This is a genomic window from Thioclava dalianensis (assembly GCF_000715505.1).
GTDB lineage: Bacteria > Pseudomonadota > Alphaproteobacteria > Rhodobacterales > Rhodobacteraceae > Thioclava > Thioclava dalianensis.
Genome location: NZ_JHEH01000002.1, coordinates 127,497 through 149,055, shown reverse-complemented (window position 1 = coordinate 149,055; position 21,559 = coordinate 127,497). Strand labels below are relative to the sequence as shown.

The 21,559-nt window shown below is 64.0% G+C and carries 23 protein-coding genes and 1 riboswitch; of the genes, 17 read left to right on the top strand and 6 right to left on the bottom strand.

The window, feature by feature from the left end; genetic code table 11:
* The first annotated feature begins 83 nt into the window (after positions 1 to 83).
* From DL1_RS02395 to DL1_RS02370, 6 genes are all read left to right on the top strand, one after another.
* A complete protein-coding gene (locus DL1_RS02395; RefSeq protein ID WP_038062211.1) occupies positions 84 to 956 on the top strand; it encodes a MurR/RpiR family transcriptional regulator in 873 nt (290 codons plus the stop codon).
* Positions 957 to 1,167: 211 nt separating this feature from the next.
* On the top strand, positions 1,168 to 2,208 hold the full coding sequence (locus DL1_RS02390; RefSeq protein ID WP_177195314.1) for a TRAP transporter substrate-binding protein: 1,041 nt from the start codon (positions 1,168 to 1,170) through the stop codon (positions 2,206 to 2,208).
* Positions 2,209 to 2,211: 3 nt separating this feature from the next.
* The gene (locus DL1_RS02385) at positions 2,212 to 2,712 is read left to right on the top strand and encodes a TRAP transporter small permease subunit (protein ID WP_038061918.1); all 501 of its coding nucleotides are present in this window, start codon (positions 2,212 to 2,214) and stop codon (positions 2,710 to 2,712) included.
* A complete protein-coding gene (locus tag DL1_RS02380; protein ID WP_038061916.1) occupies positions 2,705 to 4,027 on the top strand; it encodes a TRAP transporter large permease in 1,323 nt (440 codons plus the stop codon). Before DL1_RS02385 ends, DL1_RS02380 begins: the two co-directional genes overlap by 8 nt.
* A gap of 57 nt (positions 4,028 to 4,084) precedes the next feature.
* Positions 4,085 to 4,402, top strand: a complete 318-nt coding sequence (locus DL1_RS02375) for an antibiotic biosynthesis monooxygenase family protein (RefSeq protein WP_038061914.1) — start codon at positions 4,085 to 4,087, stop codon at positions 4,400 to 4,402.
* Between the two features lie 62 nt (positions 4,403 to 4,464).
* On the top strand, positions 4,465 to 4,737 hold the full coding sequence (locus DL1_RS02370; protein WP_038061911.1) for a hypothetical protein: 273 nt from the start codon (positions 4,465 to 4,467) through the stop codon (positions 4,735 to 4,737).
* Here the strand turns inward: DL1_RS02370 and DL1_RS02365 are convergent.
* The gene (locus DL1_RS02365) at positions 4,734 to 5,192 is read right to left on the bottom strand and encodes a YdcF family protein (protein ID WP_038061908.1); all 459 of its coding nucleotides are present in this window, start codon (positions 5,190 to 5,192) and stop codon (positions 4,734 to 4,736) included. The genes DL1_RS02370 and DL1_RS02365 overlap by 4 nt on opposite strands.
* Positions 5,193 to 5,314: 122 nt before the next feature.
* Between DL1_RS02365 and DL1_RS02360 the strand changes: the two genes are divergently transcribed.
* Positions 5,315 to 5,839: an NYN domain-containing protein gene (locus DL1_RS02360; protein ID WP_038061905.1), complete on the top strand. Its 525-nt coding sequence runs from the start codon at positions 5,315 to 5,317 to the stop codon at positions 5,837 to 5,839.
* Here the strand turns inward: DL1_RS02360 and uvrB are convergent.
* Positions 5,836 to 8,019: an excinuclease ABC subunit UvrB gene (gene uvrB, locus DL1_RS02355; protein ID WP_038061903.1), complete on the bottom strand. Its 2,184-nt coding sequence runs from the start codon at positions 8,017 to 8,019 to the stop codon at positions 5,836 to 5,838. The genes DL1_RS02360 and uvrB overlap by 4 nt on opposite strands.
* Before the next feature lie 350 nt (positions 8,020 to 8,369).
* Here uvrB and DL1_RS02350 point away from each other — a divergent pair, with 350 nt between their 5' ends.
* The 10 genes from DL1_RS02350 (at position 8,370) to thiD (ending at position 16,349) form a co-directional block, all read left to right on the top strand.
* Positions 8,370 to 8,681 (top strand): ETC complex I subunit, encoded by a 312-nt coding sequence (locus DL1_RS02350; RefSeq protein ID WP_038061901.1) that lies wholly within the window; start codon positions 8,370 to 8,372, stop codon positions 8,679 to 8,681.
* A gap of 196 nt (positions 8,682 to 8,877) precedes the next feature.
* A complete protein-coding gene (locus tag DL1_RS22285; protein ID WP_342725868.1) occupies positions 8,878 to 8,994 on the top strand; it encodes a DUF6880 family protein in 117 nt (38 codons plus the stop codon).
* A 197-nt stretch (positions 8,995 to 9,191) separates the two neighbouring features.
* Complete coding sequence (locus DL1_RS02345) at positions 9,192 to 10,118, top strand: MYG1 family protein (RefSeq protein ID WP_038061898.1); 927 nt, start codon at positions 9,192 to 9,194, stop codon at positions 10,116 to 10,118.
* A gap of 52 nt (positions 10,119 to 10,170) precedes the next feature.
* Positions 10,171 to 10,301, top strand: a riboswitch (TPP riboswitch).
* A 123-nt stretch (positions 10,302 to 10,424) separates the two neighbouring features.
* On the top strand, positions 10,425 to 12,221 hold the full coding sequence (gene thiC, locus DL1_RS02340) for a phosphomethylpyrimidine synthase ThiC (RefSeq protein ID WP_038061895.1): 1,797 nt from the start codon (positions 10,425 to 10,427) through the stop codon (positions 12,219 to 12,221).
* Complete coding sequence (locus tag DL1_RS02335) at positions 12,218 to 13,153, top strand: FAD-dependent oxidoreductase (RefSeq protein WP_038061892.1); 936 nt, start codon at positions 12,218 to 12,220, stop codon at positions 13,151 to 13,153. Before thiC ends, DL1_RS02335 begins: the two co-directional genes overlap by 4 nt.
* Positions 13,143 to 13,340: a sulfur carrier protein ThiS gene (gene thiS, locus DL1_RS02330; RefSeq protein WP_038061890.1), complete on the top strand. Its 198-nt coding sequence runs from the start codon at positions 13,143 to 13,145 to the stop codon at positions 13,338 to 13,340. Before DL1_RS02335 ends, thiS begins: the two co-directional genes overlap by 11 nt.
* 3 nt (positions 13,341 to 13,343) lie before the next feature.
* Positions 13,344 to 14,102 carry a thiazole synthase gene (locus DL1_RS02325; RefSeq protein WP_038061888.1) on the top strand — a complete coding sequence of 253 codons (759 nt, stop codon included), beginning with the start codon at positions 13,344 to 13,346 and terminating at the stop codon, positions 14,100 to 14,102.
* A complete protein-coding gene (locus DL1_RS02320) occupies positions 14,102 to 14,707 on the top strand; it encodes a thiamine phosphate synthase (protein ID WP_038061884.1) in 606 nt (201 codons plus the stop codon). The genes DL1_RS02325 and DL1_RS02320 overlap by 1 nt, the downstream gene beginning before the upstream one ends.
* The gene (locus DL1_RS02315; RefSeq protein ID WP_038061881.1) at positions 14,704 to 15,618 is read left to right on the top strand and encodes a HesA/MoeB/ThiF family protein; all 915 of its coding nucleotides are present in this window, start codon (positions 14,704 to 14,706) and stop codon (positions 15,616 to 15,618) included. The genes DL1_RS02320 and DL1_RS02315 overlap by 4 nt, the downstream gene beginning before the upstream one ends.
* Positions 15,615 to 16,349, top strand: coding sequence for a bifunctional hydroxymethylpyrimidine kinase/phosphomethylpyrimidine kinase (thiD, locus tag DL1_RS02310; RefSeq protein ID WP_038061879.1), 735 nt, complete (start codon positions 15,615 to 15,617; stop codon positions 16,347 to 16,349). The genes DL1_RS02315 and thiD overlap by 4 nt, the downstream gene beginning before the upstream one ends.
* Before the next feature lie 21 nt (positions 16,350 to 16,370).
* Here thiD and DL1_RS02305 read toward each other — a convergent pair whose 3' ends face one another.
* The 4 genes from DL1_RS02305 to DL1_RS02290 all read right to left on the bottom strand — a co-directional run bounded on the left by DL1_RS02305 (position 16,371) and on the right by DL1_RS02290 (position 21,433).
* The gene (locus DL1_RS02305; protein ID WP_038061876.1) at positions 16,371 to 17,147 is read right to left on the bottom strand and encodes a transglutaminase-like domain-containing protein; all 777 of its coding nucleotides are present in this window, start codon (positions 17,145 to 17,147) and stop codon (positions 16,371 to 16,373) included.
* Between the two features lie 195 nt (positions 17,148 to 17,342).
* On the bottom strand, positions 17,343 to 19,454 hold the full coding sequence (locus DL1_RS02300; RefSeq protein WP_038061872.1) for a pyrroloquinoline quinone-dependent dehydrogenase: 2,112 nt from the start codon (positions 19,452 to 19,454) through the stop codon (positions 17,343 to 17,345).
* Positions 19,451 to 19,819, bottom strand: coding sequence for a hypothetical protein (locus DL1_RS02295; protein ID WP_051693253.1), 369 nt, complete (start codon positions 19,817 to 19,819; stop codon positions 19,451 to 19,453). Before DL1_RS02295 ends, DL1_RS02300 begins: the two co-directional genes overlap by 4 nt.
* A 180-nt stretch (positions 19,820 to 19,999) precedes the next feature.
* Entirely contained in the window at positions 20,000 to 21,433 is a 1,434-nt protein-coding gene (locus DL1_RS02290) for an MFS transporter (protein WP_038061868.1), read from the bottom strand.
* Between the last annotated feature and the right edge of the window lie 126 nt (positions 21,434 to 21,559).

The window sequence follows — 21,559 nt, the reverse complement described above, 5'->3', positions numbered from 1 at the left end:
GTGAATGGTTTGTGTCAAGATATTTTCAGAGTTTTTATCTCTGTTACGATCTGTTCGGTGATGAGACGCAAGGAGTGCTCAATTTGGCAGCGGTCACGCAAAATATCGAAGATCAGATCGCACAGGCGATCGAGACCATGACGCGCACGGAGCGCCAATTGGCGAGCTACATCCTGCGTCATTACCCGGTCGCGCTGCTGGGCTCGGTCACCCAATTGGCCAAGGCGGCAGAGGTGTCCTCGCCCACCGTCGTGCGGCTCGCGCAGAAGATGGGGTTTGGCGGCTATCCGGGTCTGCAACAGGCGGTGCGCGAAGAGTTGGAGGCGCGGCTGGTCTCGCCTCTGGCCAAACATGATCGCTGGGCGGAGGCCGCGCCGGACACCCATATGCTCAATCGCTTTGCGGACGCGGTGCTGGGCAATCTTCAGGCGACACTGGCGCAGATCGATCACGCCCAGTTCGATGCGACCGCCGAACTGCTGGCCGATCCCGAACGTCGCATATTTGCGACCGGCGGGCGCATTACCCTGCCCATCGCGGACTATTTCACGACCCATATGAAGGTGATCCGCCCCGGTGTGGAACTGCTCGAGCCGGTCTCGAATGCCTGGCCTCCCGCGATGCTCGAGATGCGCGCGGGCGACGTCTTGCTGGTCTTCGATATCAGACGCTACGAAAACAATGTGCTCCAGCTTGTCGAAATGGCTGCCGATCAGGGCGCCGAGGTGATCTTGATCACCGACCCTTGGGTCAGCCCCGCCGCCCGGCACGCGCGCTACCGGTTTTCGGCTCAGATCGAGGTGCCGAGCGCTTGGGACAGCACGGTCGCCTTGCAGGTGCTGGTCGAGACGCTGATGGCGGCGGTGCAGTCGCTGACATGGGAGGAAACCGCCTCGCGGATGAAGCGGCTCGAAGGGCTTTATGAGCGCGCGCGATTCTTCCAGCGCGGTAAATAGGGGCGCTGCCCCTCTTGGCCTTCCGGCCAATTCACCCCGGGATATTTAGACGAATTCAAAAGAGGGAGTCATGTTTTCGATTTCGTTCCAATATCCCGGGGGAGGCCGCGCGGCGCGCGGACGGGGGCGGCGCCCCTCGCAGGTTTTGGGAACTGGACGCAACGGTCGCGCCGGGGTAAGCGGGTAACGAAAGCGCGAGAAGGAGATCCGTATGCGTCGACTGTTCACACGTCGCGAGACCTTTGCTCTGGCTGCGGGCGCAACTGCGCTGGCCGCGCCGCCGGTATTTGCTTCCGCCGAGGTGACCCTGCGTCTGCATCAGTTTCTTCCCGAAACGAGCTTTGTACCGGCCCATATCCTGACGCCTTGGATCGAGGCGGTGGAGCGGGTCTCAAACGGGCGCATCAAGGTGCAGCACTACCCGTCGATGCAGCTGGGCGGAAAGCCCTCGGATCTGGTCGATCAGGTCACCGACGGGGTGGTCGATATCATCTGGACCCTGCCGGGCTACACGCCGGGGCGGTTCCCGCGCACCGAAGTGATGGAGCTGCCCTTCATGGTGGCGGATGCGGCCCCCGCCTCAGCGGCGCTCTGGGATCTTGCGCAGTCGGATATGATCGACACGGATTTTCGCGATGTGCATCTTCTGGGCACATGGGTGCACGGCCCGGGCGTGATCCATGCCAATAAGCCGGTGCATCAGATTGCCGATCTCGAAGGGCTCAAGCTGCGGGGGCCGTCGCGGGTGACCACGAAGCTTCTTGAGCAGTTCGGCGCAACGGCCGTCGGCATGCCCGTGCCCTCGGTCCCCGAAGCTCTGTCGCGTGGCACGATCGATGGCGCGTTGCTGCCGTGGGAGGTCTCGGCCTCGCTCAAGATCGGCGAGCTGGTGCATCATCACACGCAATTTGCAGGCGCTTCGATCTACACGGCGAGCTTTATTCTTGCGATGAACAAGGGGCGCTATGCCAGCTTGCCCGATGATCTGAAAACGGCCATCGACAGCGTGTCCGGCGCGGCGTTTTCGCGCGCGGCGGGGGCGGCGCAACAGGCCGAGGATATTCCTTCGCGTCAGGCCGCGATCGATCTTGGCAATGAGATCATCACGATTTCCGCCGATGAGACGCCTGTTTGGAAAACCGCCTCGCAGCCGGTGATCGAGGCCTGGGTGAGCGAGATGGACGCGCGGGGCGTGCAGGGCGCGGCGCTGCTTGAGGCGGCGCAGGCGCTGATCGCGCAGCATACGGCCTGATCCGTGCAGGCTGCGATTGCGCGCGCGGTAAACGGGCTTGCTTTACTTGCGGGCCTCGCGCTGCTGGCGCTGGTTGCGATGACCGCGATCTCGAGCCTGGGGGCGCTGGGCCTCAAAGGCGCACAGGCAGGATGGCTGCCGGGCGCGCTGGGGCTTGGACCCTATAAGGCGGGGTTCGAGCTGGTCGAGCTGACCCTGCCGGGGATCGTCTATGCGATGCTGCCGCTGGTGCAGCTGCGCCATGCCCATGCGCGGGTCGCGTTGCTGCGCGGGCCCATCGCGGGGCTGTTGGATCGGATCTGGCAGGGGCTCGCGGCGCTTCTTTTCGGGATCATCGCCTGGCGCATCGGGGTCGGGATGGCGGGCAAGATTGGTTCGGGCGAGACGACATTCCTGCTCGGTTTGCCACTCTGGTGGGGCTACGCCGCCTGCCTGCCCGGCGCGTGGGGCGCGGCCCTTGTGGCGCTCTGGACGACGGCGCAAGGGGGGAGCGCCCATGAGTGATTTTGCCCTCGCGCTCGGCTCCTTTCCACTGTTGTTGCTGCTGATCTTTCTGCGCGCGCCGATTGGGCTTGCGATGCTGGTTTTGGGCGCGGGCGGGCTTTGGGCGCTGAGCGGCAGCCCGCAGCTTTGGCTGGCCAAGATGAAGAATGAGGGCGTCTCGACATTTGCCAATTACGAGCTGTCGGTGATCCCGATGTTCCTGCTGATGGGGCAGTTCGCCACGCAGGGCGGGATGAGCCGGGCGCTGTTTCGCGCCGCCGATGCGTTGATCGGGCATCGGCGGGGCGGGGTGGCGATGGCCGCCATCGGCGCCTGTGCGGGGTTCGGTGCGATCTGCGGCAGCTCGCTTGCGACTGCGGCCACGATGAGCCGCGTGGCGCTGCCCGAGATGAAAGCTGCGGGCTATTCGGGCGCGCTGTCGACGGCGGCGCTGGCCGCAGGCGGCACGCTGGGCATCCTGATCCCGCCCTCCATCGTGCTGGTGATCTTTGCCATCCTGACCGAGCAGAATATCGCGACACTCTTCGCCGCGGCTCTGTTGCCGGGCTTGCTGGCGGTGGCGGGCTATGGCTGTGCCGTGCGCGTCTATCTGTGGCGTCACCCCGGTGCCGCCGGGCACCCGCGCGCCGCAAGCCCGTGGTCTGCGCGCAGAGCGGCGCTCTGGGCGACATGGCCCGTCGTGACCATCTTCGCGCTGGTTGTGGGCGGCATCTATGGCGGGATCTTCTCGCCCACCGAAGGCGCGGCCATCGGGGCCGCCCTGACCGGACTTGCCGCTTGGGCCTCGGGCGGGCTGCGCGATGGCGGGTGGATCACGGCTTTGCGCGAGACCGCGCAGACGACCGGCATGGTGTTCTTCATCATCCTTGGCGCGGCCGTCTATAACGGGTTTCTGGGCTTTGCGCGCCTGCCGCAGGAACTCGCGGAACTGATCGTGGGGCAGGGGATCAGCCCGTGGCTCGTGCTGGGCGCGATGCTGGTGCTCTACCTCGTGCTGGGCTGTTTCATGGACAGTCTCTCGATGATCCTTCTGACCTTGCCGACCTTCTGGCCGATTGTCGTGGGGCTCGATTTCGGGATGGATCCGCAGGCGCTGGCGCTGTGGTTTGGCGTCCTGGTGCTCATCGTGGTCGAGGTCGGGCTGATCACGCCGCCAGTGGGGCTCAACCTCTTTGTCATCGCCGCGATTGAGGGGGAGACCCCTGCGCCGCAGACATGGCGTGCGGTCGTGTGGTTCGTCGCAGCGGATCTTTTGCGCGTCGCGCTGATCCTAGCGTTGCCTGCGCTGACCCTGTTGCCGCTTTGGTTTGGTTGAAATGGAGCGGTGATTTTTTGCGCCGTCTGTGCGAGCATGGGGCAAGGAGGATTTCTCATGACCGAAATTACCAGTGATTTCAGCGGACAAACCGTGATCTGCACATTCGAGATGACACCTGCGACCGCCGCCGAGCTGATGGAGCGATTGCAGGAGGCGTATCGCGATTTGATCTCGAAAGCGCCGGGCTTTCTGGGCGCGGGCCTGCATATGAACGATGCGCATACGCGGATCGCGACCTATTCGAAATGGCGCGAGCGGGGCGATTATCAGGCGATGCTGCGCAGCCCCGAGATGATCGCGCGCAACCGGGTGATCTACACGCTCTGTCGCAGCTTCGAGCCAGTGATGTACGAGATCGAAGCGTCATACTGAGCACGGGAACCTCGCGCCTCGCAGCCGCGTTCCCATGTCAGAAGACATACTGGAGAGACGAGATGGAAGACGTTCTGCAGGCGATTGGGACTATCGGGCTTATTTTGCTTGTGATTGCAGGTCTGCTCGCAGGTGCGGTCGCGAGCCTTGTGACCGGCGGGCGTCATAAGGCGGCCTATCTCGCCATCGGGGTTCTTGGTGCGCTGGCCACCCCCTTCATCGTCGCAATTCTTGGCGGCGCGGTGCTGGCGGCGGGCGGGCTGCTTGCGATCCTCGCAATGGCCGTGCTGGGCGCAGTTGTTGTGCTGGTGATCGGCAAGCTGATCCTCGACTAAATCCCGCGCATCCGCTGCCACAGGAATTTCAGCCAAGCGCCGCTCTCGCGCAGGATCGTGCGGGGGCGGGCTTTATGTGCGGGGCTGTCGCTTGTGCACCTTATGCCAAGGCTGCGGGCAATCGCGCGGGCACGGGGCGCATGATAGCCATCCGTGACCAAAACGATCTCGTCTGACATCCCAAGCCGTTCCAGCCCGAAGGCGATGTTCTCGCGGGTGGTGGTGGAGCGGTCCTCAATCAAGATCGCTGTTCGCGGGACGCCTGCGCCGGTCAGTATTTCGACCATGACATCCGCCTCTGAGGGGGCGTTGCGCCCCAGCCCGCCGCAGCACATGATCCGCGAGACCCGCCCGGCATGATACATCTGCGCCGCATGCAGGCTGCGCCGTTCCAGCGTCGGCGAAGGCCGCCCGCCGGGCCAGACAGCGGCCCCGAGAATGAATGCGCAAGTCATCCTCGCGAGCTAGCCGCGTTTCGCATTCGGGGCAAGAGGCATGGGATCTCGTATCTTGCGCTCGCTCCCGGTTGGACTAATCTCGCCGGATTACAAACGACGCCATTTCGATCCGGATTTTCATGACTGTTTCGGCACATCCTCACGCCTTGCTCGCAGTTCTAGTTGTCGCCGTCCTGCTTGTCGTCGTTCTGTTTCTGCGCCGCAGGCTTTCGGGGCGTGCGGCCCGGCGCTTCGTTCTCATCGACGGGTCAAACGTCATGTATTGGCGCAATTCCCAGCCGGATCTGGCACCCGTCAAGGCGGTGATTGCGCGCATTCGAGCCGCGAAGGCCCAGCCTGTGGTCTATTTCGACGCCAATGCAGGCTATCTTCTGCGCGGTCGCTATCTGAATAATGCGGAACTGGCGCGTGCGCTTGGGATAGCGAGCGACCGTGTCTTGATCGCACCGAAAGGGACGCCCGCCGATCCTCTCTTGCTCGAAGCCGCGAGCGGGCTTCGCGCGCGGATCGTGACGAATGACCGATATCGCGATTGGACTGCGGACTATCCAATCCTCAAGTCCCGCGAGTTGCTCGTCCGGGGCGAGTGGCAAAAGGGCAGGCTCACGCTCAATCGCGAGTTGGTGGCGCGCAAGCGCGCCTAGCGCCCTTTGCGCCGCTTCACGCCGCCGCGTTGGCCGGGGCGCCCCGCCGTGGAGCGTCCCTTGGCTTTGGTCGCCGCTTCGGACGCCGCCTCCACCGCGGATTGACGTGCGAGCGGATCGTCGTGAAGCACCAGATCCACCGCCTCCAGCCGCTTGACCTCATCGCGCAGACGGGCGGCTTCCTCGAACTCAAGGTTCTCCGCGGCCTTGCGCATTTTCGACTTCAGATCCTCCAGATGCGCCTCAAGATTGGCGCCCGGTTTCACATTATCAACTTTTGCGGTGACGCGGGACATATCCGTGTCGCCCTGATAGAGGCCGGAAAGAACGTCTTCGACATTCTTCTTGATCGTGGCGGGCGTGATGCCATGCTCGGTGTTATAGGCGATCTGCTTGGCCCGGCGGCGATCGGTTTCATCCATGGCGCGCTGCATCGAGCCAGTGATCCGGTCGGCATACATGATCACCCGACCCTCGGCGTTCCGAGCTGCCCGCCCAATCGTCTGAATCAGCGAGGTTTCCGAGCGCAGGAACCCCTCTTTGTCGGCGTCAAGAATGGCCACAAGACCGCATTCGGGAATGTCGAGCCCCTCGCGCAGAAGGTTGATCCCGATCAGCACATCAAAGGCCCCCAGCCGCAGGTCGCGCAAAATCTCGATACGTTCGATTGTGTCAATATCCGAGTGCATATACCGCACGCGAACGCCCTGTTCATGTAGATATTCTGTCAGATCTTCGGCCATGCGTTTGGTCAGGGTCGTGACCAAAGTGCGATAACCCTTCGCCGAAACCAGCCGAATTTCATCGAGCACATCATCGACCTGCGTCTCGACGGGGCGGATCTCGATGAGCGGATCGATCAGACCGGTGGGGCGGATGACCTGCTCGGTGAACACACCGCCGGTCTGCTCAAGCTCCCATTTCGCGGGAGTGGCCGAGACGAAGACCGATTGCGGGCGCATCGCGTCCCATTCCTCGAATTTCAGCGGGCGGTTATCCATGCAGGAGGGCAGGCGGAAGCCGTGCTCGGCCAGCGTGAATTTGCGCCGGTAGTCCCCGCGATACATGCCGCCGATCTGCGGCACGGTGACGTGAGATTCATCTGCGAAAACAATGGCATTGTCCGGGATGAACTCGAACAGCGTCGGCGGCGGCTCGCCCGGCGCGCGCCCCGTGAGATAGCGCGAATAGTTTTCGATCCCGTTGCACACGCCGGTGGCCTCCAGCATCTCGAGATCGAAATTCGTGCGCTGTTCCAGCCGCTGCGCCTCCAGCAGCTTACCCTCGTCCTGCAATTGCTTCAGCCGAAGCGTCAGCTCCTTGCGGATGCCTTTCGTGGCTTGCTGAAGCGTCGGGCGCGGCGTCACGTAGTGGCTGTTGGCATAGATGCGGATCTGTTCAAACGAATTCGTCTTATGCCCGGTGAGCGGATCAAATTCCGTAATCGATTCAAGTTCTTCACCGAAGAAACTGAAGCGCCATGCACGATCCTCAAGGTGGGCGGGCCACAGATCGACCGTATCGCCTTTCACGCGGAAGGAGCCGCGCTGGAAGGCCGCGTCGAGGCGCTTATATTGCTGCGCTACCAATTCGCCCAGAAACTGCCGCTGCTCGATCAACTCGCCGATCTTGAGATCCTGGGTCATCGCCGAATAGGTCTCGACCGAGCCGATGCCGTAGATGCAGCTCACCGAGGCCACGATGATCACATCGTCGCGCTCCAGCAGCGCCCGCGTGGCCGAGTGCCGCATCCGGTCGATCTGCTCGTTGATCTGGGATTCTTTCTCGATATAGGTGTCGGAGCGCGCGACATAGGCTTCGGGCTGGTAGTAATCGTAGTAGGAGACGAAGTACTCCACCGCGTTCTCGGGGAAGAAATGCTTGAATTCGCCATATAGCTGGGCTGCCAGCGTCTTGTTGGGCGCAAGGATGATCGCCGGGCGCTGGGTCTCTTCGATTACCCGCGCCATGGTAAAGGTTTTGCCCGTCCCCGTCGCCCCAAGTAGCACCTGATCGCGCTCGCCCTCTTCGACCCCGCCCGAAAGTTCTGCAATCGCCGTGGGCTGGTCGCCCGCCGCGGAATATTCGGTATGCATCACGAAGCGCTTGCCGCCTTCCAGTTTGGGGCGGGTGAGTACGTCGGGCCGCTCGCGCGGCTGATCGGTCGTGTTATGCGGCATCCGGCCCTCTCTTCGCTGGCCCTAGATTTGTCCTCTTTTCGTTCGCATTCAAGGGGTTCGGGAACGGGTTAACAAGACGTTTAGCAACTCTTTCTAATTTTCTTTTTAAATCAGAATATTGCGAGGTATTTTCTGTTGTGAAAGTCGCGAGGGGTTTGCATACTGATCCGGCAAGCAGCATAGATCTGTCGACCGGCATATCACCCCCACCCCTTGTCCCCTGCCGGTCGACAGACGCTGTTCTTGCCAAAAAATGCGGTGCCGATAGCGGGTCGCGCCACATCGGGAGGTCTTGCGATTTCGCGGTGATGCACTAAGACATAACCAAAGCATCGCACAGGAGTTTGCCCATGCGCGCACGCATCTATCAGCCGGCCCGGAACGCCATGCAATCAGGCGTTGCCAAGACGAAGCACTGGATTCTCGATTACGTTCCCGCCGATGCGCGAGAGATCGATCCGCTGATGGGCTGGACCTCTTCGGATGATACGCAAGCCCAAGTGCGCCTGCGCTTTTCCACCCGCGAAGCCGCTGAGGATTTTGCCAAGGAAAAGGGCCTCGACTACGTCGTGAGCGAACCCCAAAAGCGCCATGCGAATGTTCGCATGCGCGGATACGGCGAGAATTTCGCGACCGACCGGCGTGCAAACTGGACGCATTGAGGCTGTAAGACTTACCTGAGTTTTTTCCAGCGAAGGCTAAGTTTTCCCGAGATCTGCATATAGGGCGCCCAATGGGCGCCTTTTCTATATATTGATCCTTTGGGGCAAGCCGCGACCCTGCATTGATCTTTCAGGCCCAAGGGCGCTCCATGGCCGGAAAACAGCTCAACAAAACCAATCGACCGCGCGTGGCACCGTGGTTCTCGCCGAGCTGCTTCTTGAGGCAGTGAAGGGCGATGCCGCGCGGCAGCGCAGGATTCGGATGGCTCTGGCCGCCGCTCCCCTTATCGGCTGGCTGCCGATTACCGGGTGAGCTGCGATCCGTGTGCGGCCGATCAATGCATGGATCCGTACCGCAACATGCCAGACCGTCCTCTGTCACGCATCGCCTTGAGTGTTCTGGGCAGATATGATGCAACGGGCGCCGGTATCGGGGGCTGCTGGCGCGGATCTTGCATGCCAATTCTTAAGGGCGGCCCGGCGGTCGCCAGTTTCAGTTAAGGCGTGTCCATGACCATTTCCCATCTCGTAACCCATTCCGGCGGCTTTCATGCAGACGAGCTGTTGTCGTCGGTCATTCTCACCCGGCTCTTCCCGCAAGCGCAGCTGATCCGCTCGCGCGATCGCGCTTGGATCACGCCGGGCGAGGACCGGATCATCTATGATGTGGGCGGGCAGTTCGACCCGGATCTTCGGATTTTCGATCACCACCAACGCCCCAGCCCGCTGCGCGAAGATGGCCAGCCCTACAGCTCCTTCGGGCTGATCTGGGCGGCGTTCGGGCGCGACTATCTGCGGGCGATGGATGTGCCTGAGGCGCATGTTGACGAAGTCCATGGCAGTCTGGATCGCGGCTTCGTGCTGCCCGTCGATCTGGTCGATAATGGCAAGGTGAACCCCTCCGAGGCGGGCCCGCTCTTTGCGCGGCTCACGCTGCCGGTCCTGCTGGAGACCCTCAAGCCTGCCTTCGATGATCGCAGTGAGGGCGCTGACGATCGCGCGTTCTTTGACGCGCTGTCGGTCGCGCGTGCCTTTGTCGAGGCGCAGATCCGGAGTAAGGCCGCCAAGCTGCGCGCCGAGGGCATGGTGCTGGCGGCCATCGAGGCTGCGGGCGAGAGCGCGGTGCTGGAGCTGCCGATGGGCATGCCGTTTCGTGCAGGCGTTGAGGCGGCGGGCGCCGATCACCTGCTCTTCGTGGTCCATCCGCGCGGCGACGATTGGGCGCTCACAACGATCCGCACCGGGGACGACACTTTCGCCACGCGCGCCGATCTGCCCGCGGCTTGGGCTGGGCTGACCGATGCCGCGCTTGAGGTCGCCTGCGGTGTGACGGGCGCGAAATTCTGCCACAACGGTCGGTTCATCGCCGTGGCCGACAGCCGCGCTGCGATCCTTGAGATGGCCGCGCGCGCCGTGGCAGAGCACCGCGCGCAGTAGTCAAACCGCGCGGATGGCCTGTTGACATGTCCGCGCGGATTCACAATGCTCCGACCCACGTCAGGGGAGTCCCGCCCAAGGGACTGAGAGGCTGATTTCGGCGAGGCTTGCCCCGCCGAGGTGACGCGACCCTTAGAACCTGACCCAGTTGATACTGGCGTAGGAAGACCGAAGGGCATTTCCGCAACCGATGTACAGGTGCGGTCCTTTCGGGCCGAATGGCCCTGTGCGCATGCACATTCCGGGGCCGGACGGTCCCTTTCTGCCACGTGTTTCACTTGGGTCTCATTCTTTGAGGAGACCGAAATGAAAGATACGATCCCGAGCATTTCCACTGGCCCGCTGCCCGCCTCGCGCAAGACTTATCTGCCGGGCGCGCAGCATGAGATCCGCGTGCCGATGCGCGAAATCTCCGTGTCGAACGAAGCGCCCTTGATGCTTTATGACAGCTCCGGGGCCTATACCGATCCCGATGTGAAGATCTCCATTGAGCAGGGCCTGCCCGAGGTGCGCGGCGGCTGGCTGCAGGCGCGCGGCGAGATCGAGCAATATCCGGGCAGGCCCGTGACCGAAGCCGATAACGGCTTTGCCACGGGCGACCGGTTGACGCCCGCCTTTCCGATCAGCCGCAATCCGCTGCGCGCCGTGGGTGACCGGGCCGTGACCCAGCTTGCCTATGCCCGCGCGGGCATCATCACACCCGAGATGGAATTCGTGGCGATCCGCGAAAACGAGGGGCGTCGCGCGGCAGCTCCGCGCGATGGCGAGGCGTTCGGCGCCGAGCTGCCCGATCTGGTCACGCCCGAATTCGTGCGCGCCGAGATCGCTGCGGGCCGCGCGATCATCCCTGCCAATATCAATCACCGCGAGTTGGAACCGATGATCATCGGGCGCAATTTCAAGGTGAAGATCAACGCCAATATCGGAAATTCCGCGGTTACCTCCTCGATGGAGCACGAGGTGGAGAAGATGGTCTGGGCGATCCGCTGGGGCGCCGATACGGTGATGGACCTCTCGACCGGGCGCAACATCCACAATATCCGCGACTGGATCATTCGTAACGCGCCTGTCCCGATTGGCACAGTGCCGCTCTATCAGGCGCTTGAGAAAGTCGGAGGCGTGGCCGAGGATCTGACCTGGGAGGTCTTCCGCGAGACCCTGATCGAGCAGGCCGAGCAGGGTGTGGATTACTTCACCATCCATGCGGGTGTGCGTCTGCATATGGTGCCGATGACGGCCAAGCGGGTGACGGGGATCGTCTCTCGCGGTGGCTCGATCATGGCGAAATGGTGCCTGCACCATCACCGCGAGAGCTTCCTCTACGAGCATTTCGAAGAGATCTGCGACATCTGTCGGCGCTACGATGTGAGCTTCTCGCTTGGTGACGGGTTGCGCCCCGGATCCATCGCCGACGCCAATGACGAAGCGCAATTCGCCGAGCTGCGGACCGTGGGTGAGCTGACCAAGATCGCTTGGGCCAAGGACTGTCAGGTGATGATCGAGGGGCCCGGCCATGTGCCGATGCACAAGATCAAGGCCAATATGGACGAGCAACTCAAGCATTGCCACGAGGCGCCTTTCTACACGCTTGGCCCGCTGACCACCGATATCGCGCCGGGCTATGACCATATCACCAGCGCCATCGGGGCTGCGATGATCGGATGGTTCGGCACCGCGATGCTGTGCTACGTGACGCCCAAGGAACATCTGGGCCTTCCCGACCGCGATGACGTGAAAACCGGGGTAATCACCTACAAGCTGGCAGCCCATGCTGCCGATCTGGCAAAGGGCCATCCGGGCGCACAGCGGCGCGACGATGCGCTTTCGCGGGCGCGGTTCGAGTTCCGCTGGGAGGATCAGTTCAATCTCGGTCTCGACCCCGATCTCGCGCGCGAGATGCATGACGAAACCTTGCCGAAAGACGCCCACAAGGTCGCGCATTTCTGCTCGATGTGTGGGCCGAAATTCTGCTCGATGAAGATCAGCCACGACATCCGGGCCGCAGCCGAGAAGCACGAGGGCATGGAGCGCATGGCCGCGAAGTTCCGCGAAGGCGGAGCACTTTATGTGCCCGCAGAAGCCGTGGAGGACGCGGAGCAATGATCTCGGTTCTGGGGGCTGGCGTGGCGGGGCTGTGCGCCGCCACCGCCTTGGCCGAGGCGGGGCACCGCGTCGAGGTGATCGTGCCCGAAGGGGCCCCGCCGCCGGTCTCGCATCTGGCGGGCGGCATGCTCGCCCCGTTTTGCGAGGGGGAATGCGCGCCCGAGCAGATCGTGCTGGAGGGGCAGGGCGCGGTTACGTGGTGGAGCGACCATGTGCCGGGCGTGATGTCTCGGGGCACGCTGGTGCTCGCGCCGCCCCGCGACACGCCAGAGCTGGAGCGCTTTGCGCGGGCCACGCGCGGGCATGATTGGGTGGTGCCGGGCGCTCTGGAGCCGGATCTGGTGGGGCGGTTCGCGCGCGGTTTGTTCTTTGCCAATGAGGCGCATATGGACCCGGTCGCAGCGCTTAGGGCTCTGCGCGAGGGGCTGATCGCCCGGGGCGTCGCCTGTCACTCTGGCGCGCCCACAGGCCAGATCGTGGATTGCCGCGGGATCACGGCGCGCAAGCATCTGCCCGATCTGCGCCCAGTGCGTGGCGAGATGCTGGAGCTGCACGCCCCCGATCTGAACCTGACCCGCCCGGTTCGGCTGCTCCATCCGCGCTTTGCCTGCTATCTCGTTCCGCGTGGGCAGGGGCGCTACATGCTGGGCGCGACCATGGTCGAGACCGGGCGCACCGGCCCGATCACCGCGCGCGCGATGATGGAGCTGCTTTCCGCCGCCTACACGGTCCATCCGGGCTTTGCCGAGGCCTGCGTGATCGCAACCGGGGCCGGGCTGCGCCCCGCCTTGCCCGACAATATCCCCGCTCTGATCCACCAGCCCGACCGCATTCATGTCAACGGCATGTATCGCCATGGCTTCTTGATGGGCCCGATCCTCGCGGCGCGGCTGGTGGCGCATTTTGCACAGGAGACCGCTCATGCAGATTGAACTCAATGGCGCGCAGATCGAGACCCGCGCCACCACTTTGGCCGAGCTGATTGCCGAGCAGGAATTTGAAGCCACGAGCGTCGCGACCGCGCGCAACGGGGCTTTTGTGCCTCAGGCCGCGCGTGCTCAGACGGATCTTGTCGCAAGTGACAAGATCGAAGTGCTGTCTCCGATGCAGGGAGGATAGGCGATGTTTTATGGCACAGAGCTATCGAGCCGTTTGATGCTGGGCACCGCGCAATACCCTTCGCCCTCCGTGCTGCGGGCCGCGATTGCGGCCTCGGGCGCGCAGGTGATCACCGTCAGCCTGCGCCGTGAGGGGCAGGCGGGGGGCGAATTTCGCGAGATCATGGCCCAGAGCGGCTGCCGCATCTTGCCCAATACCGCCGGGTGCCACAGCGCGCGCGAAGCGGTGACCACCGCGCAGATGGCCCGCGAGCTGTTTGGGACGGACTGGATCAAGCTGGAGGTGATCGGCCATGCCGACAGCCTGCAGCCCGATCCTTTCGCGCTGGTGGAGGCTGCGCGCATCCTGAGCGCCGAGGGGTTCAAGGTTTTTCCCTATACCACCGAGGATCTGATCGTGGGCGAGCGCCTGATCGAGGCGGGCTGCCGGGTCTTGATGCCTTGGGGCGCGCCCATCGGCTCGGGGCAGGGGCTGCGGCACCGGGCGGCACTCGCGGCGATGCGGGCGCATTTTCCCGATATCCCGCTGGTGATCGATGCGGGGATCGGCGCGCCTTCGCAGGCGATGGCCGCGATGGAGATGGGCTTTGATGCGGTCTTGCTCAATACCGCTGTGGCCCGCGCGCTCGATCCGGTGGCGATGGCGCGCGCCTTCGGGCAGGCGGTGAGCGCGGGGCAGCTCGCCCATATTGCAGGTCTGATGCCGCCGCGCGATATGGCGCAGGCCTCGACCCCGATCTTTGGCATGGCGGAGTTGGTGTGATGCTCGATCCTTTCTATCTGATTGTCAGTCATGTCGCGGCGCTGGAACTGCTGGTGCCGCAGGGCGTGAAACTGGTGCAGCTCCGTCTCAAGGATCTGCCCGAGCACGAGCTACGCCGCCAGATCCGCCGGGCGCGTGATTTCTGTGCGGTGCATGGCGCGCAGTTGGTGGTGAATGACCACTGGGAGCTGGCGCTGGAGCTACGCTGCGGCTTTGTCCATCTGGGCCAGGAGGACATGGACCACGCCGATTTCGATGCTTTGCGCCGGGCGGGGATACGGTTTGGCCTTTCCACGCATGACAGCGCCGAGCTGGAGCGCGCGCTGGCGCTGGGACCCGCCTATGTTGCGCTTGGGCCGGTCTATCCGACCCTGCTCAAGCAGATGAAATGGGCGCCTCAGGGGCTCGATAAGCTGCGCGCATGGAAGCGCCGTGCCGGATCTACGCCGCTCGTGGGTATTGGCGGGCTGACGCCCGAGCGCCTGCCGGGGCTGTTTGCCGCAGGTGCCGACAGCGCCGCCGTCGTGACCGATATCCAGACCGCCGCCGATCCCGAGGCGCGTTGCCGCGAATGGATCGCCACCACCCGGAGAGAGCCTGCATGAGCCGCTATGATCGCCAGATTGTTCTGCCCGAAATCGGGCAGGAGGGTCAGGCCCGGCTTGGGGCGGCGCGGGTGCTGGTGATCGGTGCGGGCGGGCTGGGTTCGGCCCTTCTGCCGCTGCTGGCGGGTGCGGGTGTGGGGTATATCCGGCTTTTCGATCCCGACCGGGTCGCGCAAAGCAACCTGCATCGCCAGACGCTGTTCCGGATGGCCGATCTCGGGGCGTTCAAGGCCGAGGTGGCGGCCCGCGGCCTGCGCGCGCTCAACCCTGACTGCCGGATCGATCCGGTCTGTGCACGCTGCGATCCGCTGAATGCGCGGGCCGAGATCGAGGGCGTCGATCTGGTGATCGATGCGGCGGATAGCTTTGCGGCGAGCTATGCGCTCTCGGATCTCTGTCAGGCGCGGAGCGTGCCTCTGATCACGGCCTCGGTGGCCGCGCGGCAGGGCTATGTGGGTGGGTTTTGCGGCGGCGCACCCAGCTTGCGCGCGGTGTTTCCCGATCTGCCCGCACAGATGCCAAGCTGTGCCGTGGGCGGCGTGATGGGGCCGGTGGTGGCGCTTTTGGGTGCGCTTCAGGCGCAGATGGCGCTTGCGGTTCTGCTAGGCCATTCCCCCTCGCCACTGGGTCAGGTGCTCAGCGTGGATTGCGCAAGCTGGCGGATTGCGGGTTTCCGTTTTGATGCCGCGCAGGAGCCCGAAGTCTGTGTCCCGGAGGTGCTGGCGCCCGCACAGGTGACGGCTCAGGACCGGGTGATCGACCTGCGCGACGGACCGGCCCCATCAGATTTGCGCGATCCAACCTGCCGCGTGGTGTTTCGCTGCACGACGGGGCTGCGCGCTTGGCGGGCGGCCCGCGCGCTGAGCGCGGCGGGGCATTCGCGTGTGGCCATCATCGGAGACGGGCAGTGACCCGGCCCGTGCTCTTTATCGGCGGTATGGATTCCAGCGGAGGCGCGGGGCTGCTGCGCGACTGTGCCACAGCGCAGGATTTTGGGATCGCGGCGCGGGTCGCGGTCACGGCAGTCACCGCGCAGACCGACCATGCGGTTGATTGCGTCCAGATGGTCGCGCCCGAGACGCTTGGTGCGCAGATCGTCGCGGCCGGGCGCGTCTCGGCCGCCAAGATCGGAATGCTCGGCACGGCAGTACATGTGGCGCAGGTGGCGCGGCATCTGCCCGATGCGCCGCTCGTGCTCGATCCGGTGCTGGTCTCCAGCTCGGGCCATGTGCTGCTGGAGCCCGACGGGGTGGCGCTCCTGCTGGACCGGGTTGTGCCGCGCGCGCAGGTGATCACACCCAATCTGCCAGAGCTGCGCGCACTTGGGGGCACGCTGGGGATGGGGGCTGATCTTTCGGTGGCAGGGCTGGCCTCGGCCCTGCTCGCGCGCGGCTGCGGCGCGGTGCTGGTGAAGGGCGGGCATGATGATGGGACTTTTTGTGAGGATTGGCTTTATACGCCCAAGGCCGCCCCGCTGTGCTTTCGCGCGCGCCGCCTGTCGGGGAGCTTGCGTGGCACGGGATGCCAACTGGCCAGCGCGATTGCCGTGGGTCTGGCGGGCGGTCAAGATCTGTGCGCGGCAATCGAGGCGGCCCGCCTCGCCGTTCTGGCCCGGTTTCAGGCGCAGGCTTTGCCCGCCTGATCGCGCGGTCTGGGCAGGCGTCTAGCTGCGCGTGACATAGACCTGCTGGTAGAGGAAACCGGCGGGGGCCTGCGATTCCATGAAGGCGATGTCATAGGCGTCGCGCCCCACCGCGATCACCGCCACCGCGTCGGGCGCGCACATGCCGGTCGGATCGACGAGATGCCAGCCATCCTCAAGCCACACCTCGGCCAGCGCATGGAAATCCTGCGGGACCACGTCGGGGCCATAGGCCGAGACCGCGCGGGCCGGGATTTGCGCGGCCCGCACCATCGCGCAAAACAGATGCGCATAGTCGCGGCACACGCCCTGCCGACCGGCAAAGGTCTCAAGGACATTGGTATCGGAATCCGAACTGCCGGGCACATAGGACAGGTTCGCCTCGATCCAGTCGCGGATCGCCGCAACCTTGTCGCCACCCGCCAGATGGCCAAAGCGCTTGTCGACGAAGGCCACGAATTTGTCCGACTGGCAGTAGCGCGAGGGGCGGATATAGGGGGCGGCCTCGGCGCATATTTCATGCAGCTGCATCGCGCGCAGCCCGCTCAGCGGGACGCTCTGGCGCGTGACATTCACCTCAGCGCGGTAGCGAAGCTGCATATCGCCTGCCGGGACACGCGCCCAGATCCTCTGCCCGACATCGCTGTCGCCCGCGATCCGCGAGATCTGCGCCGGACCGAGATCAAGATCCGCGTGCACCACCTCTTGGCCCGGCATTTGTGCCGCTTCCAGCACCAGTGTGACGGTGTTGGCCTGAACGAACCGATATTGCATCAGGACATCGATCAAAATGCGCATGGCGTGTCCTTCAAATTGGGGTTGGGGGAGGGTCGGCCCGGCGGCTCGGTCTCTCCTCTGCGCCCTTGTCAGGATTCGCGCCCCGATGAAACCCCTGTGTGCATTCTTCGACGCGAGAAGCTTGGGGTCGCGGTATAAAAAAGGGGCGAGCGCCGCTTATGTGCGCCCGCCCCCTTTGCTGTGTCCTGCCCTGCGTTATTTCTCGGGCAGGGCGTAGACGGCGACCTGATCGCCGACCGCAGGTTTCAGGATCGAGTTGCCGCCTCCGATGAAGGCCACATATTCGCGCCCCTTATACTCGTAGATCGCGGGGTTCGCGACGACCGGTGCCTGCATCTGGTCGGACCACAGCTCGCGCCCGGTCTTCATGTCAAAGGCCCGTGCCTTGGCATCCATCGTCGAGCCGATGAAGATCAGCCCCGATTTGGTCACCGCAGGTCCGCCGATCGTGGGCGAGCCCATGCTTTCGGGCATGAAGAAGCCGAATTTTTGCGAGTTGCCAAGCGGCCTGCGCCATTTCACGTCGCCGGTATGCATGTCGATGGCCACCAACTCGCCGAAGGGCGGCTTCCAGCAGGGCATGCCCAGCCAGTTGAGCGCATTGGACAGCCGCATGCCATAGGGCGCGCCTTCCTGCGGGTAGAACCCGTTCTCATTGCCCGACCCGCCCTTTTGCTTGTTGTAGTCCTCGCGGGCATAGAGCTTGATATATTGCACAATATGCGAGGTGTTCACGACCGCGATCTGGGTCTCGGGATCGAAGGCCACGCCTCCCCATTGCACGCCGCCCGCACTGTCGGGATAGGCCAGAACGCCTTCGCCCTTGGTGGTGGGGGGCGAATACATCCCGTCATAGGACAGGCTGTCGAACAGCTTCGAGCACTCCCCGCCCGAGACGATATCGGCCAGCTTCCACACATCGGGTTTCTTCGACTGATCCAGCAGCGGCGCGGGTTTGGTCGGGAAGGGCTGTGTCGGGGCGTAATATTCGCCTTTCACAGAGCCGTCGCCCTGCGGCACCTTGCGCTCCTCGATGGGCCAGACATCCTTGCCGGTCGCGCGGTTCACGACGAACAAAAAGCCCATCTTCGTGCCCTGCATCAACGCCGGGATCTCTTTGCCGTCCACCGTGATATCCATCAGCGTGGGCGCCGAGTTGATGTCGTAATCCCAGATATCGTGATGCACCCATTGCCGCGACCACACGACCTTGCCGGTATCGAGATCAAGCGCCGTGGTCGAGGTTGCATAGGGGATCTCTTCGGTCCGGTTGCCGCCCCAGTAGTTGGGCGAGGGCGAGGCCACCGGCAGATAGACCATGTTCAGCCCCAGATCGACCGACATCGCCGTCCACACATTCGCGGTCCCGGTCTTGCGGCGGATCTTTTCGGGCAGGCTGTCAAAGGACCATTGCAGCTTGCCGGTCTGCGGATCGACCGAGAACACCGCGCCGGGAGGGGCTTCGGCATAGGCCCAGTCCTTGCCTGCCCAGCCGAGGATCACGTGATTGCCTGCAACGGTCGGCGGTTGCAGCACCGAGAAGGGGAAGCGGTCGTTGAGCGTGTTCCACTGGTTCACATCCAGCACACCGTTATTCCCGAAATCGGTGCAGGGCTTGCCGGTATCGGCATCCACCGCGAAAAGCTGCGCATCCATCGTCCCGATATAGACGATCTTCTGGCAGGCCTTTCCTGCGACCGGATTGGGGCTTTGCCAATAGGCCACGCCCCGGTTCTTGAGCGCGGGCTGGGTCAGTGGCTCCAGCGTGCTGTCGGTGTCAAAGCTCCATTTTTCCTTGCCGGTGCCGGGATCGAGCGCGATGATCCGGTAGAAGGGCGTGCCGATATAAAGCGTGTCATTGGCAAAGACCGGCGTGGCGGACCACACGGTCGCGGTCGTGCCGCCCGAGCCATCCGAGACATCGCCTGTATGGTAATCCCAGACCTTTTGCAGCTTGCCCACGTTCTCCGGGGTCACCTGCGTCAGCGGCGAATATTTCTGCGCGTTGAGCTGGCCGTGAAAGCCATCCCAGACGGGCGTTTTGGGCACCAGCGGAATGTCATTGCGGCTGCGCGTCTCGCTTGCATAAATCGGATCGGCGACGCCCGGATATGCGTCCGGGGCCGATTGCGCAGAAGCGCTCGGCGTTGCGTCCGAAGCCTCTGCTTTGGGCGCATCGCCCGCTTGGCTTTGCGGGGCCGCGGTTTCGGGTGCGGTTGCGCTGGGTGTGTCGCTTTGCTGGGCCATGCCGGCCGCAGGGAATGCCATCATCAGGGCCAGCGTGAGCATACGGGGGGAGAGGGTCATGCATAGGCTCCTTTGGCTGATCCACGGGTGGCTGCGGCATCGAAGATGACCCCGATCAACGCGACGGCCATCGCGCCCATGAGCCACCATTCATGCAAGAAATAGCCAGCCGCTGCGGTGCCCAAGATCCCAAGCACGATCAGGGTACGCAGCAGGGCGCGCAGAAAGCCGCCCGCCAGAAGCTGGACCACGATGGCGGCCAGAACGATCAGGATCGAGGTGGCGATCACAAGGGCGGCCCCGGAGGTGCCATTTACCCCGGTCAGCGGGGTGACGTAATTATAAATCGCGACTGCGGCGCCCGCCACGCCGCCGATCACGATCAGGATCGTGCGGGGGCGGTCGGTTGGGTCTTGAATTTTCATGCGGATCTCCGAAAGCAAGACTTGTCTTCAATAAGAGTCACTTAGCGCCACTCACGGCGTGTCAAGGAAATATGAGCGCGTGTTAGCGGCGTGGGAGCTGTGGCTGGAGATCACATCTGGAGCCGGGCGCGCCAAAGCGGCACGCCCGTTTGACGCGGTTGGGGTGGCTCGTGAACCGGCCTAGCGCTGCAACCGGATCGGGATCAGCAAGGCCGACAGGACGAGCGCCCCTGCGACGAGGCTTGAATAGGTGATCGCGCCCAGCATCGCACGCCGATAGGTCTCGCTATCGCCTGCCGCCGTCCCGCCCAGAAGCGTGAAGAAGATCGCGCCGACAATTGCGATCCCGAAGGAGATCCCAAGCTGGCGGATCGCCTGAACCGCGCCCGAGGCCGAGCCGCTATCGTTGCTGTCGGCGGCAGACAGCGCGATCTGGAACAGCGGGGAGACGGTGTTGCCCAAGCCAAGCCCGCCGAGGAAGAACCACGGCGCCATGCGCAGCCAGCTGATCTGCTCGCCCATACCCCAGACGGCCCAGCCCTGACCGAGAAACCCGATGCCCAACAGGGCCGCGCCGCCCATCACACGCCAGCGCACCCAGCGCGAGCCGAACCAACCCGTCACCGCCGAGGCGGCCAGCACGCCTAAGGGAAACGGGATCGTCGTCAGGCCGGAATCGAGCGCGCTCAGCCCGTAGCCAGATTGCAGATACAGTGCGATCGTAAAGAAATAGCTAGGCACGGCGGTAAAAAGCACCGCGTTGAGCAGGCTGCCCGTCAGGAAGGGCCCGGTCCGCAACAGCCGCATCGGCAAAAGCTGCGGGCGGCTGCGCGCCTCTTGATACATTTGCCAGCGCACGAAGGCCCAGCCCAGCGGCAGCGCGAGGATCAGCAGCGGTGCCATCCAAAGCTGCCAGCCGAGCGAGGGGGCCTCGACCAGCGGCACAAGCACGGCCAGCATCGCCAGCGCCGCCAGCACGATGCCTACGAAGTCGATACCCAGCTTGCGATTGCCCTCGGCCTTGGGCACCAGCGTCAGCGCACCGATCAGGGCCAGAACCCCAATCGGGATATTCACGAGAAAAATCGGCCGCCATGTCAGCCCGAAGATATCCGCGCCGATCAGCACACCGCCAAGGATCGGGCCGGTCACCGAGGCCAGCCCCGCCGTAAGCGCGAATAACCCGAAGGCCGAGCCGCGCTGCTCGGGCGGGAACAGTGCGGGCACCAGCGCCAGCGTCTGCGGCGTCATGATGGCCGCCCCCAGCCCTTGCAACACGCGGGCGGCGATCAGCGTGTCGATCGCCGGTGCCAAGCCGCAGATCAGCGAGGCCAGCGTAAAAATCACGATCCCGGAGGCAAAGAGCCGTCTGCGCCCGAACAGATCGCCCATCCGCCCCGCTGGCAGCAGCAAAAGCGCGAAGGAGAACGTGTAGCCCGCGACGATCCATTCGATCATATTGGGGGCCGCAGACAGCTCGGATTGCATCGAGGGCAGCGCGACATTCACGATGGTGATGTCGATCAGGTTCATGAAATTCGCGGTGAGCAACACGATCACGGCGCCCCACTTCTTCGCAGGTTCCAGAGGCGCGGCAGTAGTGGTGTGGGTCATGCGAGGGTCCGGGTTTGTGAGACGCTTAGTTAGCAGCTTGCCTTCGCAGATCAAGTCTGGTGCCGCGCGGTGCCTGCGGCGCGCCGCGGTGGCGGGCGGGGCCTCAAGGAGACAGAGCCGCAGCCT